Consider the following 14402-nt stretch of genomic DNA (forward strand, 5'->3'; position numbering starts at 1 on the left):
GGTCACCGAGCAGCCTCCTCACTGTCGGGAGGGGACAGCGGGAGGCGGAGGGCAAAGACCGCTCCGCGACCGGGGCCGGGGGAGGTGGCGGTGAGAGTGCCACCGTGGGCCTCGATCAATGCCTTGGAGATGGTCAGACCGATACCGGCCCCGCCGTTGTCCCGGGTGCGGGCGGCATCCCCCCGGTAGAAGCGTTCGAAGATGTGTCCGAGCTGGTCAGGTGGGATGCCCTCGCCGTCATCGGCGACGTGGATGAGCGCGGTGGACGCCCCCTGTCGGTGGACGCTGATCCGGACCTGCCCGCCGGCCGGGGTGTGCCGTAGCGCGTTCGACAGGAGATTGCTCATCACCTGGCCGAAGCGTTGCCGGTCCACGAGCACCCGGGCGGTGTCCGTAATGGTCTCGACCTGTAAATCGACGCCTTTGTCAGCATAAGCTTCCCCCGCGGCAGCAGCGGCGGTATGGAGCAGATCCCCGAGCCCTTCCTCCGCCAGGTCCAAATCGATCCGGTGTTCCTGGGCCCGGGAGACATCGTCAATGTCTTCCATCAACCGGGTCAGGCGGGTGAGTTGGTCAGCCATGATCGTGTGGGTGGCATTATTCCAGTCCACGACCCCGTCCTGGAGACCATCGAGGTAGACTGTGAGCACCGATAAGGGGGTGCCCATTTCGTGGGCCAGATCAGAGAGCATCTGGCGGCGGACCTGTTCGGTGTGTTCCAGCCGGTCGGCCATGGTGTTGAAGGCATGCGCCAGGGTGGTGACCTCGGGGCCTGCTTTTCCGGCGGGCACGCGGATACGGGAGTTGCCGGCCGTCAGGCTGGTAGCGGCGCGGGTGAGATCCTGCAGGGGGGTGCGCAGACGACGCGATAACCACAGGCTGGCCAGCAGGGCGCTGATCAAGGCGGTGGGCAGGGCGACGGCCAGGGTGATCAGGTTGGCGCCCCGGTAGGCCTGCTCGGCATGGAACAGCTCCAGCGAGGGGTCCTCCTGGCCGGTCATCAACATATGATCATGGAACAGGGTCGGACCCACCATCGTGGCCACGGCCGCGGCCACCAGTAGGCTAATCACCACGACCAACACCTGGGCGGCCAGGAAGCGGAAGGTCAGGCCGGGTCCGTGATTCATGGTTGCCCCACCCGGTAGCCCACGCCACGCACGGTGTCGATAAACCCCCGGCCCCGGGTGTCGGTGCCGAGCTTGCGACGCAAGTTGCCGATGTGGACATCGACGATGCGTTCATCACCGACCCAGGTGGTGTCCCAGACCTCGGTGACCAGGTCGTGGCGGGTCAGCACCTGGCCGGGGCGCAGGGCCAGGGCAACCAGCAGCTCGAACTCCGTCCGGGTGAGCTCCACGGTCGTCTCCCCTACCCGCACCTGATGGGCGATGGGGTCAAGGATGAGGTCACCAACGATCAAGGGGGTGGTCACCTGCGGTGGGGTGGTGCTGGTGCGCGGGCGGCGTAGCACCGCATGCACTCGGGTCACCAGTTCCCGGATGCTAAAAGGTTTGGTGATGTAGTCATCCGCCCCCAGGGTCAAACCGCTGATCTTGTCGTCCTCGCTGCCACGCGCGGTGAGCATGAGGATGTAGCAGTCCGAGAAGGTGCGGATCCGTCGGCACACCTCCAGGCCGTCGAGTTCGGGCAGCCCCAGATCCAGCACCACAACATCGGGGGAAAAGCGACGGGTCTCGTCCACGGCCTGAGTGCCGGTGTGCGCCTGGCGGGTATCGAAGCCGGCCCGGATGAGGTAGGAGGCCACCATCTGAGCCAGGGGTTGTTCATCATCGACGACCAGCACCCGCCCCGGGGGCGTGGCGGTGGTCGGTGTGCGGTTAGCCATGGACCCCAGTATCGCTCCGGCCAGGGGGAATATCACCCTCGCTCAGTGCCCAACGGGGAAATCTTCATCAAATCTTCAAACATCACCCTTCGACCGCCGTCACCCCTGCGCCCCACCCCGGGCCGGCGGCATCGCCTCCCCTGGTCGGTTCAGCAGGCGCCACCAGGGATTTCACTGCCTGCACCGCATACCCGGGGCGGGTAGAAGGACATCGCCCACGGCTGTGGGGTGGTGTCCCGGTGGTGACCCAGCCCACCGAATTCGCCCCCTTTTCGCCCTGTTATAAGGCTGTGAGCAGGGGTTTTGATTTCTTGTCCGTCAGGCACCCGTGCTAGATAAAGGTATGGCATCGACCTTGAGGCGGTGTCTTCTCACGGTCTTACCACGATCCAAGGAGATTGACGTGAAACGAGCAGCGATCGCAGCCGCCGCCCTTGCCCTCGCCCTCACGGGGTGTTCGGCCGCCGACCCGGAACCCACCGCCGACGGGACGGTGTCCCAGGATACATTCCTGACTACCCATGGCCTGGCCGGCATGGACGCGGTGGAGATCATTGATCACCTCGACCGGCAGAAGGTCACGGAGCGTCCCACGGATCTGATCGCCTCAGTGCGTGCCGATGAACTGCTGCTCTCGAGCGATGACCAGGAAGTCGTGGTCGATCTTCCCGACAATCAGACGTATGTCTCGATCGCACCCTATCTCACCTCCACCCACGACTGCTTCTACCACAGCCTCACGACCTGCCTGGGGGAACTCGACAATGAGGATATCCAGGTCACGATCACCGATGAGGCGACCGGTGAGGTGCTGGTGGACGAGGCGACAACCACCTTCGACAACGGGTTTATTGGCTTCTGGCTTCCCGATGATGCCACCGGCCTGATTGAGGTCAGCTACCAGGGGCGTACCGGCACCGCGGAGTTTTCCACCGCCGACGACGGTGCCACCTGCGTCACAGACCTGCGCCTGACGTGATGGCTCAGCAGGGTCCTCACCTGCACCTGTCTCCCGTGTCACTGAAATCTAGCACCAAGGAAGGTTAAATCATGATGAACGCGTTTCCCCGACGACAGTTTCTGCTCGGCGGGCTCGTCCTCGCCGGCACCGGGGCCGTGGCCGCCTGCACCAGCGACCCTGGACCCGCTGCCTCGGCACCAGGTTCCTCTCTTCGCCCCACTCCCACCCCCACTGCGCTCGGTGAGCCGACGGTGCGCCGGACACTGACCGCCCGGCCCCTCTCTCTGGATATCGGCGGTATCGAAGCCAAGACGTGGGGATACGTCTCTGACACCGGGGATACGGCCATTGAGGCCACCGTCGGCGACGTCCTCCAGGTCGATATCACCAATGAACTGCCTGAGAGCACCTCCATCCACTGGCATGGCATCGCACTCCACAACGCAGCCGACGGTGTGCCCGGCATGACCCAGGACCCCATTGAACCTGGCGAGTCTTTCTCCTATGTTTTTGAAGTCCCCCACGGTGGCACCTACTTCTACCATTCCCACTCCGGCCTGCAGCTTGATCGCGGCCTCCACGCCCCACTGATCGTCCGTGACCCGCAAGACGCTGAGGACCAGGACGTCGAGTGGACCATCGTGCTCGACGACTGGGTCGATGGCATTCAGGGCACTCCCGACGATGAGCTCGACAAGCTCACCGGAATGGGCTCGGGCGACCATAACGGGAAGAAGGGGATGGGAGGCCACGGCCATATGATGCACGGCACCCCGGACCGGGTACTGGGCGGGGATGCCGGCGATGTGATGTATCCGCACTACCTCATCAACGGACGTATCCCCCGTGCTCACCGGACCTTCGAGGCTCGCCCGGGTGACAAGGCCCGCCTGCGGTTTATCAACTCCGGCGGTGACACCATCTTCAAGGTGGCCCTCGGTGGTCACCGCATGACCGTCACCCACACCGACGGCTTCCCCGTCCAGCCCCGGGAGACCGAATCGATCTACCTGTCGATGGGCGAGCGTGTCGACGTCGAGGTCATCCTCGGCGACGGCATCTTCCCGCTCACGGCTTTGGCGGTGGGTAAAGACGACCGCGCCTTCGCCGTCATCCGCACCGCCGGCGGCCAGGCCCCTCACCCCGATGTCGACTTCCCCGAGTTGTCGTCCACCGGACTGCTTCTGTCCTCCCTGAAGCCAGCAGACCGTGCACTCCTGCCCGAGGACACACCAGACCGAGAAGTCAGCATCGACCTGGGCGGGCAGATGATGCCGTATGAATGGAGCATTCTCACCGACGGCCAATCCTCCTCCGCGACCGTGCAGGCGGGCCAGCGCCTGCGGATGGTCATGCGCAACAGGACCATGATGCCCCATCCCATGCACATCCACGGTCACACGTGGGCGCTGCCCGGCAGCGGCGGGCTACGCAAGGACACCGTCCTTCTCCGCCACGGTGAAACCATGATCGCCGACCTGATCGCTGACAACCCCGGGGAGTGGGCATTTCACTGCCATAACGCCTATCACATGGAAACCGGGATGCTCAGCTCGCTTCGCTACGAGTAACCCCCACAGCAGGGTTGAGTGCCGAGGTGGGCGGGGTGTCCCCCGAGTAGTGAACACGGCGTTGGTGTCAGGGTTGAGCAATGTGTGCCAGGAGTCGACGGGATTGAAGTATGCGTCAGCGCGCACGGCAGCAAGTTCAATGATGCGGTCGTAACGCTTGTTAAAACCGGTGGTTTCGGTATCAATGACCGCAAAGACCGACATGCCCGCCTAAACGCTATCGAACACTGCAAACAACGTGGATTTTTGTGGATAGCCACACTGGCCCCGTGCGGGTTGTCCACAGGGTGAGTGTGGTTGGTCTTCCGTAGCGGGCGTGGGTGTGGTTGCCTTAGTGCTATGAGAGAGGCCAATCCGGCTGTCCATATAAGTGAAGCACTTAGATACGGCCTCTTTGGTGGCGAGGGTATCTCCTGGAGCTCCATAGCATATTTAGTAGGTGTCACTGTCGTCTTGCTTGTTGGTGCTGTGGTTTCCCTACCCTGGCGGAATAAACGGGCATAAACGTTGTTTTCCCACGCCATACGGCACGCCGTGACAAGTGTGCACGTTTACTTTCCCTGCGTCGTGTTTAAATATTGTTCGATCCTTGGGAAATGTTTGAAAATTTTAATTCAATTAAATTGATGAATATGGTTACTTTTCATGGATACACCCATGGTATGGACAGGACGCTTCAAGCAACCTCGACATACTATCTAGAGGTTGAAGGCCCCTACGGGACTGCGCAGCACAAAGAAGCAATGGAGCATACTAAGAAAGTTGCCTACCGTAGCTTTGGGGATAACGACTTCACCATCTACGGTCTTGCCCTCGACGATCCGCGCACAGTTGATGAGAAACTCCTGCGCTACCGCATTTGTCTGCTAGATAGCAAGCGTTCGATTGACATAGACAGCCTGTGCGATTTCGGGGTGATGCAAATCCCATCGCTTCATGTACTAGTCATTGAGGTGGATCATACGCGTAAGGCTATCGCGCAGATGTGGGAGAATTTTCCTTCGATACTTGCTGAGCAAGGAGTGACCCAGAAAGGTTATATCGCCGAGCGGTTTAGAAGGTCGAAAGTCGCTGCAGGGAAAAGCGAATTCCTTATACAGCTGCCTTAACCCCGTCGTTTGGTAGTCCTTTTCCTCTACGGCATGCGATAAGGTACGAGATAGCGCGGCGAACTTGTTACCCTCTGTTACTTTCCTTAAGCTTCAAAGCTGGACGAAAGTAGCTGTATACATCGCGTAGAAAATGAAGTTTGATTCCTTTTACCAATTCATGGCGGCCTTTAATTTAGAGGGCACCATCAATGAAACAAGTGATAATGCGAATTATGAATCGGGAATAGCCGAGTTGGGAGCTAAAACCTGGCATGTTCGCACAGCACGCACCACGCCTTCTAAGCCGGGAGCCTTTGTAGCATTCTGGCAACGCAACCATGAAGGGGAATCCGTGCCTTTTGAAGATTCTTCCTGCGGCGACGGTCTCCTAGTCTTTGTGATTCAAGGAGATCACCGAGGTGTGTTTCAATTTAGCAATCAAGATTTACAACGTCTCGGTATTACCTCCGGAGCAGCCCCAGGAAAGAGAGGATTTAGGGTATATCCACCATGGTGTGAGGGGCTGAACTCCAACGCTTTAACGACTCAAAAGCAGCAACAGGCATCGTTTACAAAATTCTGACCGCCTATTCCTCCCGGATTGGCGGTAGGAAGTGTTTCTTATTAGCTAGCTTCCGGTTAGGGCATTGTGAATGCTATTTCGGAGGAGTACTTCCAGGTGCTCGATGTCAGCAAGATAGGTCTTCGTGAGGTGAGTATTCCAAAGGTAGAGCGTTTCTGGTGATGGATGATCGGCGTACCTGCTCATTCGCGCAGATGAAAACCACCGGGACAGCGGTACTAGGACTGGGCTTGGATTTCCATATGGATATGCTAGTTTGTATTTCGAAAACCCTGGAACGATCCCTGCACTACGAGAGTAGGAGTAAATCGCCGGGGTTATTGGTAACTTCGGGGAATTGTAGCGGGCAGAGAATCGAAGTTTTTCGCCCTTATTTACCGTGAATGACAGCGACAGATTTGTGATCCCTTGGGCTTAGGAGTTGTGGCAGTAACAGCTACCTTTGAAGGGTGATTACTAATGAACTCCGAGAATTACTGACCGTAGCCACGACCCATGCGCAGCGCTTCCACGACGGGGAAGATCACACCGTAGCCGCAGCCCTCCTGACTGAATCCGGCAAACACGTGCTCGGTTTGAACGCATACCATTTTCTCGGTGGCCCCTGTGGTGAAATCTCGGCCTTAGCTAACCACGCTGCTAGTCATCCCGAGGATCCCATCCGGGCGGTAGTCGCCGTCCACGGTCCGACTGGCCAGGTGCTTTCGCCCTGTGGAAAATGCCGCCAAGTGCTATTTGATACTGATCCGTCTATCCGGTGCATCGTGCGCGGAAGCAATGGACTTGAAGCACTCACCGTGGAAGAGCTCTTACCGTTCGCATATAACTGGCGTGACATGGACAAAGAGCAACGCATCTATATGTGGGAAGGCTACGAGGAATCAATTCGAAGCGGAGAAAAGCAACAAACCATTCGGGTGGATGACCCCTTCCACGAAGGAAGCGCCCAGATTGTCTTCGAGAAAGAATCCGGAGAGGTTGTCACCATTCCCGCAGAAGTCACTTCTGTCGTCTCTACCCAGCGGAGGTCCTTGACGGAGGAACAAGCCCGAAGAGATGGCTTTGGTTCTCTTGCTGAGCTCCACGAAGCGCTCGATACTCACTATCCCGGATTAGCTGAGGATGATGAGGTCGACGTCGTAGAGTTCACGCTCCGTAAGGCTTAACTACTTCGGTAAAGACGACGGGGAAAGGGTTTTGCCTAGACTGTCGGTATGTTCGGCCCCGCTTCCGCCCAGCCACCGCGGCTTATAGATTTCCCTGTGCTGCGGTTACCATTTGTGGAGTTCGCATTTGTTGGGCTGCTGGTGGCCGTCTTTTTCGTTGATACGCAAGGAACTGATGCTGAGAGCGGCTTCCTTGCGGTCTTTGTGGTTCTTCCCGCACTCGTGTTTCTGGGAATTGCCTACCTTATTTCCCTGCCCATGCAGCGGAAGGACATTACAGATTTCCGCCTAGATGCCGTTTCTGTCGTTATTGGAGTTCTTGGTCTCTTCGGCTGGATCGGCCAGATGCTCATTGCTTTGCCCCTCCTGTGCTGCCTGCCCGTAGGGCTTTCAGCACTGATCCGCAGAGGCATCGCCTTTGCGTTGTGGAAGAGGGGTAAAGGCCCGCAACTGCCGGAATGAGGTTACGCGCTCTGCCAGCGCATCCTGCCGTCCGATGCCGGGGCGCACGTCATCGGGACACCTCTCTTTGATACCCCGCTTCCGCCGTTGCAATACGCGCCGGGGTGAACGTAGTTCTCTTCAACGGCGGGTGCTTCATACACAGCGGCAGCTTCTTGCACTGGGGGATTTGCGGCCATCATTTCGTCGGCACACTGCTGTGTCCAGCCAGAGGTTCCATCGCTGAAGAATGTCGTTCCGGTTTCGTGTAGCGAGACATCACCGCAGGACTCGATGGCTTTCTCCATCGGAGTAGGTTGCGCCGCACCGGGCGCCTCGGTGAAGCCGATGACTTCTTCTTGCGGTTGATCCACGCCGATATCTTCGGCGCTTTCCTCGGCAGTGGGAAGGGTGGGGTGTGGGGCGTCTTCAGTAACGCTGGTGCTTGACGACGTCTCACTCGCAGGGGTGGATTCAACGTCGAGAGAGGAACAGCCGCCGAGCACAAAGAGCGCAGAGGCAATACAGAGAAGTCGCTTCATTTCAGGTCCTTTGTTTATCTACCTCTATGGTAGTGACGGGTACCCTAGTTGCGCACAGGAATCACACAGTAGCTGGCCAGGCTCGGCGGATAAGCTGGTGCCTCATGAAAAACGGCTTTTTACAGCGCGCTTTCCTTGCAATCCTCCTCGGCACTGCCGCCCCCGTTCCGGCTCATGCCCAGACCATGGAGACCTCCGCCGCGCAGGATCTCGGCATCAATGATCCTGACTGTAAGCCCACGGGTTCCGTCACTGAACCCGTTGTTTTATTGCACGGTACTTCGGCAAACTCGGCCGAGTGGAACGATCTCATCCCGAAGCTCAAGGACCAAGGGATGTGCGTGTGGGCCTTCGACTATGGCGCCGAGGACATTGCGTACCAGAACGCCTACGACTACATGAAGGGGATTGCGGATCTAGATTCTTCCGGGCGCGAGATCGCCGGGCATATTGAACACATCCGTGAGGTCACCGGAGCAAACAAAGTAAACCTCGTCGGTTTCTCCCAGGGCGGCCTGCACACCAAGACCTTCACACAACTCTACGGCTCAGCGGATGAAGTGAACCGCGTGGTCACCATCGGTGCGAACTTCCACGGGACGACGTGGGGCGGGCGGGCAACGCCCCTCAAGACGGCCGCAAAGATCGCGCCCGATGTGGTTGATTTCCTCGGCACCAGCGCTGGCATCGAGCAGTTGGAGGGCTCGGATTTTATGGAGAATCTCAACCAGCTTCCGGATACCGCGCCCGGCGTTACTTACACGTCCATCTATTCGCCGGCGGATAATACCGTGACGCCGAACCAGACCTCGGAGCTGAGCGCTGTTCCGGGCGCGGACGTGGTCAATGTGGAATCCGCCCCAGTCGAACATGGAAATCTACCCCATGACCCGCGCGTGCACGATCAGATTCTGTGGGGGCTCACGCGTTAGTGACACACATCCAGGGTGCCATCGATGCGGACGGCCGGTGCCGTCACTGGCACACGCTTGTCGACGTCATTGCGAACAAGTGCCACACCTGCGGCGGATGGTTCGCGTGTTCGCTCTGCCACGCGGAGCTGACCGACCATGAATTCGGACCCATGCCGAAAGACCAGCTCTGCGTCATGTGCGGGGCCTGCGGCCGAACAATGACCTATGCCGAATACTCAGCATATAAATGCCCCGCGTGCGGGCATGCCTTCAATACAGGCTGTGCGCTGCACGCGGGGACGTATTTCCGCTAGTCTTCTACGGCAAAAGCTGGGCCAGCGGGGTGCCCTCGACGAGGGTCTTGAGGTACGCCAGAATGTCCGGGACGTTGAAGGTGAAGTTGCCGATGGTCACCGGGAAGGTCGGAAAAGCGTTGTTCGATGGGGCGTTATTGCCGTTATTTGCCGGGGCACCACCACCGTTGTTGGCAGGGACAGTGTTGTTAGCTGGTGCAGTGTTCTGAGCAGGAGCAGTGTTGCCGCCGCCACCGTTCAGGCCGCAGCGAGCGATGGCCTCGTCGGCGCGGGCGACGGCGTCGCGGATCTCGGGACCACGCGGGTGGAAGTTGGCAGCAGCCAGCGCCTGGGACTTTTTGCTGTTGTAGTCAGACGGATTGGTGTAGTACTTGGTGGCTTGCTCACAGGAAATCTGGCCGGCCGGAACCTTGGCCAGGTAGTCATCCACCATGTCGGCGGATGCGGTAGGGGCGGACAGGCCGATGGCAGCAGCAACGGAGCAGAGGACAAGCTTATTTCTCATGCGCCACATTGTGCCACAGCTTTTACACGTTTGCGTTAGTGCTCGCTTCCTAAGAAACGATTTACCAGCGAAAAATACGCCTTCACAGTCAAATTCAAGTCTTCCAGGTAGAGGTGCTCATCGTGGCTGTGCAGCTGAGAGTTTGCGCTGGCCATATCCCGATCCTCCGCATGCAGCGCGAAGCCATAGGCGTTGCCGCCGCGACGGCGGGCCACGCGCAGGTCGGAACCACCCGTCGCCAGCACCGGCAGTACTTCCTTATCCGGAAAAAATTTGTGAGCGGTCTCTTCAATGCAACGCCACAGCTCAGTATCAGTCGAGGACTGTGTGGCGTCCTCCGTAATAAGGTGCTCGATCTCTACTTCGTCGGCCATATCGCCGAGGGCCTCACGCAGGAACTCGTCGAGCTCCTCCTGGGTTTGGCCAGGGAAGGGGCGGATATCCATCTCTAGGTAGGCGTGGGAAGGCAGTACGTTGATGGCACCACCCGCACGCAGGACGGTTTGGGCAATCGTCGTGTGCGAGAAAGCGTGGGCGTAGGCAGACAAATTACCGAACTTTTCATAGTCGGCGGCGTCAGCGGAGCCATCGAGAAGCGCTGCCTCCGTTGCGGGGTCGAAGCGGAAGGTCTTGACGAATCCCTGCCACACCTCGTCCGTGGCTACGGGTGGCTCGGCGGCGGCGATGCGGCGAGCAACCTCACCGATTTTGACGATGGCAAAGTCCTTCCCAAACGGCGTCGAGCCATGGCCGGCATCGCCATGCACGTGCAGACGGCGCTGGCCCGCACCTTTCTCACCCACGTTGAAGCCGAGCGCGCCGGGCAGGTGGCTGCCGCCGGTCTCCGAGAGACAGTTGCGCACCGAGTAGGCCTCCGGGTGGTGCTTATCCATCCAGATGGAGCCCAAACCGCCGCGGGCCTCCTCGTCCGCCATGCCGACAAAGGCCAGGGTGCCGCCGGGGTTGCCGCGCTGAGCCACATCGCGAGTCACCGCCGCCATCGTCGCTGTAATAAAGAGCATGTCCACCGCGCCGCGACCGTAGAGCTTGCCGTCTTCGATGACCGCGTCGAAGGGTGGCTTGGTCCACTTGGGCTCGTCGACGGGCACGACGTCCGTGTGGCCCATGAGCGTCAGCGGCTCCTTGTCCGGGTCACCTGGAACGGTCACCACGATGGTCACGCGGCCGGGGTGTGATTCATAGCGTTGAATCTCCACCGGGGTGCCTGCAAAAAATCGCTCCAACGTGTCAGCGTTGCGGACCTCGTGGCCGGAATCCGGAGTGAGGTCATTCACGCAGGCATTGCGAATGAGCTGCTGAAGCAGTGCGAGGGTGTCGTCGTAGAGCGTGGAATCCATGGCCTAAAGGGTAGCCCGGACTACATGAAACCGGCAGATTTACCACAACTTGAACGGTGTTCAAGTAATGTTTCCCGCATGAGCATCGTAGACATCGCACGCGAGAAGGCCCTGGAGCAGGGCATCGGCCTCAACGAAGAAGAACTACTGCAGGTCCTCCAGATCCCGGATGAGCAGCTGGAAGAGATCGCGGACATCGCCCACAAGACCCGCCTCAAGTGGTGCGGCCCAGACGTGTCCGTGGAAGGCATCATCTCCATTAAAACTGGCGGCTGCCCGGAGGATTGCCACTTCTGCTCGCAGTCTGGTTTGTTCGAGTCCCCCGTGCGTGCCGCGCGCCTCAACATCCCGGAGCTGGTGGAGGCCGCCAAGAAGACGGCCAAGACGGGTGCGACGGAGTTCTGCATCGTGGCAGCTGTGAAAGCCCCGGACGAGAACCTGCTCTCCCAGGTTGCGGAAGCCATCCCGGCCATCCTCGACGAAGTGGACATCGAGATCTCCCTCTCGCTCGGAACCCTGACCCGCGAGCAAGCGCAGCGCCTCAAGGACATGGGCGCCCAGCGCTATAACCACAACCTGGAGACCTCCAAGTCCTTCTTCCCCAACGTGGTCACCACGCATACCTGGGAGGAGCGCAAAGAGACCCTCGAGAATGTCCGTGCAGTCGGCATGGAAGTCTGCTCCGGCGGCATCATCGGAATGGGCGAATCACTAGAAGACCGCGCCGAATTCGCTTACCAGCTGGCCCAGATCGAGCCCTGCGAGGTGCCGATGAACTTCCTTGATCCCCGCCCGGGCACCCCGTTCGCGGACTACCCGCTGGTCCCGCTCGGTGAGGCGCTGCGCGCCGTGGCCGCATTCCGCCTGGCCATGCCGTCCGTGACCCTCCGTTTTGCAGGCGGCCGCGAGCTCTCCCTCGGTGACGACGGCACCGAAAAGGGCCTCCTCGGCGGCATCAACGCCATCATCGCCGGAAACTACCTGACCACGCTGGGCAAGCAGATCGAGAAGGACGTCGACATGCTCGGCCGCATCGACCTGCCCATCAAGGCGCTCTAATGAACAGCTCGACGGAGCTGGCCGCTGCCGTACTCGCCGGCGAGGAGCCGCTGTTCCACCCCAACACTGGGAAACCACTAAGCGAGGAATTCACCCTGCACCCGGCAGCCGCGGCCGGCCTGGACGTCCCGCGCTATTGCCAGCTGTGCGGGCGCCGCATGGTGGTGCAGGTGCGCCCGGACGGCTGGAACGCGCGCTGCTCGCGCCATGGCGAGCTCGACTCGGACTATCTCTATGAGGAGGTACTTCCGTAAGCTGGGGCACCATGGATCCCGCTGTTGCCCACGCCCATCGGTCTGCGCTGCGCTCGATTTCCCGCGTCGTCTCAGAGATTGCGACCCCGACGCCTCCACAACAAGCGTTGAACGCCGTCGCCGAGCAACTACGCCGCGGCAACGTCATGGTCCTCACGGGAGCAGGTGTATCTACAGAATCAGGCGTGCCGGATTACCGCGGCCCGAACGGCTCCCTCAGCCGGCACCGCCCCATGACCTACCAGGAGTTCCTGCACGACCCGCAGGCCTCCCACCGCTACTGGGCCCGCGCCTTTGTGGGCTGGCGGGTCATGCAGGCCGCACACCCCAACCGCACGCACTACGCTTTGGTCGAGCTCGAGCGCGCCGGGCTTCTCACGGGCGTTGTCACGCAGAACGTTGATGGCCTGCACGAGGAAGCTGGGCAGCGCAACCTCATCGCCCTGCATGGGGATATGCAGCACGTCGTGTGCTTGAGCTGCGGGTACGAAGAAGCACGCGCGGACTACGACGCCCGCGCGGCCACAGCCAACCCGGAATTCCTCCAACGCTGGGCAGTCAACAAAGCGGACGTGAACCCCGACGGCGACGTCGCCCTCAGCGAGGAAGCAGTGGAAGAATTCGTCATGCCCGGCTGCGTGCAGTGCGGCTCGCAGCGCCTGAAGCCAGACGTAGTCTATTTCGGTGAGCCAGTGCCTACCTACAAAAAGGACGCCGCCTATGCGATGGTCAACGCGGCGGACTCGGTGCTCGTTGCCGGTTCTTCGTTGGCGGTCATGAGCGGCTTTCGGTTCGTCCTGGAGGCCAAGAAACAAGGCAAGCGCGTGGCCACCATCAATGGAGGGCCGGGACGCGCCGACGATCGCGTCGACACCCTGTGGCGCACCCAGGTGGGCCCGGCTTTCGACGCGATCCTGGATGAGCTAGAACTCTAAAGCTGCTCCAGTTCTTCGAGCACCACGTGGCATACCCGCTTGTCCAAGGGCATGTCTTCGTGGCGGATTATCGCGCGGCGCTCGATGTCCTGGATGTAAATGTTGCGCACCTGAGGGCCGTTGAGGAAGCAGGTGTTGGGTGGAACCACGACGGCATCGGAGCGCGTGGCGATGCACGTATAGCTCACACCGGGTTCGACCTCACTGTCGCGGTTCGTTGCCTCCACGACCTCGCTGCCGACTACTTGCTGCATGCCGGCGGGGCCAAACCAGCCGTCGATAAGCGTGCGCACGACCTCTTCCTGGCGCTCGCCACGGAAGAGGGGGCTGGCAATTCCGCCCTGGGTCGTGCCGTGGTTGGGCGCACTGATGCAGACAACGTGCCGTACAAACTCCGCGCCGTCGTGCATGCGCATCCAATAGCGAGCCAGCAATCCGCCCTGGGAATGCCCCACGAGGATCACCTTTTCCGCGCCGGTGACGGCAAGGACGGCGTTGATGTAGGCGTCGAGCTGCCGGGCGGATTCCTGCAGGGGAGCGGTGGCGCGGGTCCCGTAGTCAGGGGCGAAGGTGGCCCAGCCAGCGGCGCGGAGCATGTCTGCGAGGACTTGCCAGACGCCTTTACTGTCGCAGGTTCCGTGGATCAAAATAACCGGCCAGGGTCGTTCGGCGGTGGGGCGCGCGGACCAGTCGTCTTCGCACACGCCTCGCGTCCGCCTGCGGGCACCGAGGGGGAGTGTGGTCATGGGATTGCAGTTTACCCTTGACGCCCCTCCAACTTTTTTACTAAGCTAAGGCTTGCCTAATACGGGCCGGGCGGTGAGCTCCACACCGCACGCGTTACCGGATTAGTCATGGG

17 protein-coding genes and 1 pseudogene are annotated in these 14402 nt (G+C 60.4%); 11 read left to right on the plus strand and 7 right to left on the minus strand.

Translation table 11 applies throughout. The features are described 5' to 3' along the window. Positions 1–2 precede the first annotated feature (2 nt). Together copS and copR are read right to left on the minus strand one after the other, a co-directional pair. Positions 3–1130, minus strand: coding sequence for a two-component system sensor histidine kinase CopS (gene copS / locus QP999_RS04910; protein WP_070520402.1), 1128 nt, complete (start codon positions 1128–1130; stop codon positions 3–5). Beyond that, positions 1127–1849: a two-component system response regulator CopR gene (gene copR / locus QP999_RS04915; protein WP_118781224.1), complete on the minus strand. Its 723-nt coding sequence runs from the start codon at positions 1847–1849 to the stop codon at positions 1127–1129. Before copR ends, copS begins: the two co-directional genes overlap by 4 nt. Positions 1850–2252: 403 nt before the next feature. Here copR and QP999_RS04920 point away from each other — a divergent pair, with 403 nt between their 5' ends. Together QP999_RS04920 and QP999_RS04925 are read left to right on the plus strand one after the other, a co-directional pair. Further along, a complete protein-coding gene (locus QP999_RS04920) occupies positions 2253–2828 on the plus strand; it encodes a CueP family metal-binding protein (RefSeq protein ID WP_284847846.1) in 576 nt (191 codons plus the stop codon). A gap of 71 nt (positions 2829–2899) precedes the next feature. Continuing rightward, positions 2900–4381, plus strand: a complete 1482-nt coding sequence (locus QP999_RS04925) for a multicopper oxidase family protein (RefSeq protein WP_144676043.1) — start codon at positions 2900–2902, stop codon at positions 4379–4381. A 117-nt stretch (positions 4382–4498) separates the two neighbouring features. On the opposite strand, the pseudogene QP999_RS04930 reads toward QP999_RS04925, so the two are convergent. Next, positions 4499–4585, minus strand: a pseudogene (locus QP999_RS04930) (exonuclease domain-containing protein); the annotation flags it as partial. Positions 4586–4977: 392 nt separating this feature from the next. Between QP999_RS04930 and QP999_RS04935 the strand changes: the two are divergent. From QP999_RS04935 to QP999_RS04950, 4 genes are all read left to right on the plus strand, one after another. Beyond that, complete coding sequence (locus tag QP999_RS04935) at positions 4978–5490, plus strand: GyrI-like domain-containing protein (RefSeq protein ID WP_143335493.1); 513 nt, start codon at positions 4978–4980, stop codon at positions 5488–5490. A gap of 133 nt (positions 5491–5623) precedes the next feature. Continuing rightward, positions 5624–6055 (plus strand): MepB family protein, encoded by a 432-nt coding sequence (locus QP999_RS04940; RefSeq protein WP_143335494.1) that lies wholly within the window; start codon positions 5624–5626, stop codon positions 6053–6055. A 449-nt stretch (positions 6056–6504) separates the two neighbouring features. After that, positions 6505–7221 carry an ASCH domain-containing protein gene (locus QP999_RS04945; protein ID WP_143334509.1) on the plus strand — a complete coding sequence of 239 codons (717 nt, stop codon included), beginning with the start codon at positions 6505–6507 and terminating at the stop codon, positions 7219–7221. A 48-nt stretch (positions 7222–7269) separates the two neighbouring features. Beyond that, complete coding sequence (locus QP999_RS04950; protein ID WP_284847803.1) at positions 7270–7683, plus strand: hypothetical protein; 414 nt, start codon at positions 7270–7272, stop codon at positions 7681–7683. Positions 7684–7685: 2 nt separating this feature from the next. On the opposite strand, the gene QP999_RS04955 is transcribed toward QP999_RS04950, so the two are convergent. Further along, positions 7686–8204 (minus strand): hypothetical protein, encoded by a 519-nt coding sequence (locus QP999_RS04955; RefSeq protein WP_070533502.1) that lies wholly within the window; start codon positions 8202–8204, stop codon positions 7686–7688. A 104-nt stretch (positions 8205–8308) separates the two neighbouring features. Here QP999_RS04955 and QP999_RS04960 point away from each other — a divergent pair, with 104 nt between their 5' ends. Together QP999_RS04960 and QP999_RS04965 are read left to right on the plus strand one after the other, a co-directional pair. Next, positions 8309–9136, plus strand: a complete 828-nt coding sequence (locus QP999_RS04960) for an esterase/lipase family protein (RefSeq protein WP_070533500.1) — start codon at positions 8309–8311, stop codon at positions 9134–9136. After that, positions 9136–9432 (plus strand): CHY zinc finger protein, encoded by a 297-nt coding sequence (locus QP999_RS04965; protein WP_083299197.1) that lies wholly within the window; start codon positions 9136–9138, stop codon positions 9430–9432. The genes QP999_RS04960 and QP999_RS04965 overlap by 1 nt, the downstream gene beginning before the upstream one ends. 4 nt (positions 9433–9436) lie before the next feature. Here the strand turns inward: QP999_RS04965 and QP999_RS04970 are convergent, their stop codons facing one another. Further along, positions 9437–9937, minus strand: coding sequence for a hypothetical protein (locus QP999_RS04970; protein ID WP_369821999.1), 501 nt, complete (start codon positions 9935–9937; stop codon positions 9437–9439). Positions 9938–9972: 35 nt separating this feature from the next. Beyond that, positions 9973–11295: a M20/M25/M40 family metallo-hydrolase gene (locus tag QP999_RS04975; protein WP_284847804.1), complete on the minus strand. Its 1323-nt coding sequence runs from the start codon at positions 11293–11295 to the stop codon at positions 9973–9975. A gap of 78 nt (positions 11296–11373) precedes the next feature. Here QP999_RS04975 and bioB point away from each other — a divergent pair, with 78 nt between their 5' ends. The 3 genes from bioB to QP999_RS04990 are packed head-to-tail and all read left to right on the plus strand — an operon-like array spanning position 11374 to position 13543. After that, a complete protein-coding gene (gene bioB / locus QP999_RS04980; RefSeq protein ID WP_070745377.1) occupies positions 11374–12354 on the plus strand; it encodes a biotin synthase BioB in 981 nt (326 codons plus the stop codon). Beyond that, complete coding sequence (gene bsaP / locus QP999_RS04985; protein ID WP_070520374.1) at positions 12354–12608, plus strand: biotin synthase auxiliary protein BsaP; 255 nt, start codon at positions 12354–12356, stop codon at positions 12606–12608. The genes bioB and bsaP overlap by 1 nt, the downstream gene beginning before the upstream one ends. An 11-nt stretch (positions 12609–12619) precedes the next feature. Continuing rightward, positions 12620–13543: a Sir2 family NAD-dependent protein deacetylase gene (locus QP999_RS04990; protein WP_070520370.1), complete on the plus strand. Its 924-nt coding sequence runs from the start codon at positions 12620–12622 to the stop codon at positions 13541–13543. Here QP999_RS04990 and QP999_RS04995 read toward each other — a convergent pair. Next, complete coding sequence (locus tag QP999_RS04995; RefSeq protein ID WP_284847805.1) at positions 13540–14289, minus strand: esterase/lipase family protein; 750 nt, start codon at positions 14287–14289, stop codon at positions 13540–13542. The genes QP999_RS04990 and QP999_RS04995 overlap by 4 nt on opposite strands. Positions 14290–14402: the final 113 nt, after the last annotated feature.

The sequence above is a fragment of the Corynebacterium sp. MSK004 genome (assembly GCF_030232515.1).
Classification (GTDB): domain Bacteria; phylum Actinomycetota; class Actinomycetes; order Mycobacteriales; family Mycobacteriaceae; genus Corynebacterium; species Corynebacterium hesseae.

What these genes read in the sequence shown, in the direction of transcription:
- copS (WP_070520402.1), bottom strand. Translation starts at nt 1,130, where the DNA reads ATGAATCACGGACCCGGCCTGACCTTCCGCTTCCTGGCCGCCCAGGTG.
- copR (WP_118781224.1), bottom strand. Translation starts at nt 1,849, where the DNA reads ATGGCTAACCGCACACCGACCACCGCCACGCCCCCGGGGCGGGTGCTG.
- QP999_RS04925 (WP_144676043.1), top strand. Translation starts at nt 2,900, where the DNA reads ATGATGAACGCGTTTCCCCGACGACAGTTTCTGCTCGGCGGGCTCGTC.
- QP999_RS04935 (WP_143335493.1), top strand. Translation starts at nt 4,978, where the DNA reads ATGTTTGAAAATTTTAATTCAATTAAATTGATGAATATGGTTACTTTT.
- QP999_RS04940 (WP_143335494.1), top strand. Translation starts at nt 5,624, where the DNA reads ATGAAGTTTGATTCCTTTTACCAATTCATGGCGGCCTTTAATTTAGAG.
- QP999_RS04950 (WP_284847803.1), top strand. Translation starts at nt 7,270, where the DNA reads ATGTTCGGCCCCGCTTCCGCCCAGCCACCGCGGCTTATAGATTTCCCT.
- QP999_RS04955 (WP_070533502.1), bottom strand. Translation starts at nt 8,204, where the DNA reads ATGAAGCGACTTCTCTGTATTGCCTCTGCGCTCTTTGTGCTCGGCGGC.
- QP999_RS04960 (WP_070533500.1), top strand. Translation starts at nt 8,309, where the DNA reads ATGAAAAACGGCTTTTTACAGCGCGCTTTCCTTGCAATCCTCCTCGGC.
- QP999_RS04970 (WP_369821999.1), bottom strand. Translation starts at nt 9,937, where the DNA reads ATGAGAAATAAGCTTGTCCTCTGCTCCGTTGCTGCTGCCATCGGCCTG.
- QP999_RS04975 (WP_284847804.1), bottom strand. Translation starts at nt 11,295, where the DNA reads ATGGATTCCACGCTCTACGACGACACCCTCGCACTGCTTCAGCAGCTC.
- bioB (WP_070745377.1), top strand. Translation starts at nt 11,374, where the DNA reads ATGAGCATCGTAGACATCGCACGCGAGAAGGCCCTGGAGCAGGGCATC.
- bsaP (WP_070520374.1), top strand. Translation starts at nt 12,354, where the DNA reads ATGAACAGCTCGACGGAGCTGGCCGCTGCCGTACTCGCCGGCGAGGAG.
- QP999_RS04990 (WP_070520370.1), top strand. Translation starts at nt 12,620, where the DNA reads ATGGATCCCGCTGTTGCCCACGCCCATCGGTCTGCGCTGCGCTCGATT.
- QP999_RS04995 (WP_284847805.1), bottom strand. Translation starts at nt 14,289, where the DNA reads ATGACCACACTCCCCCTCGGTGCCCGCAGGCGGACGCGAGGCGTGTGC.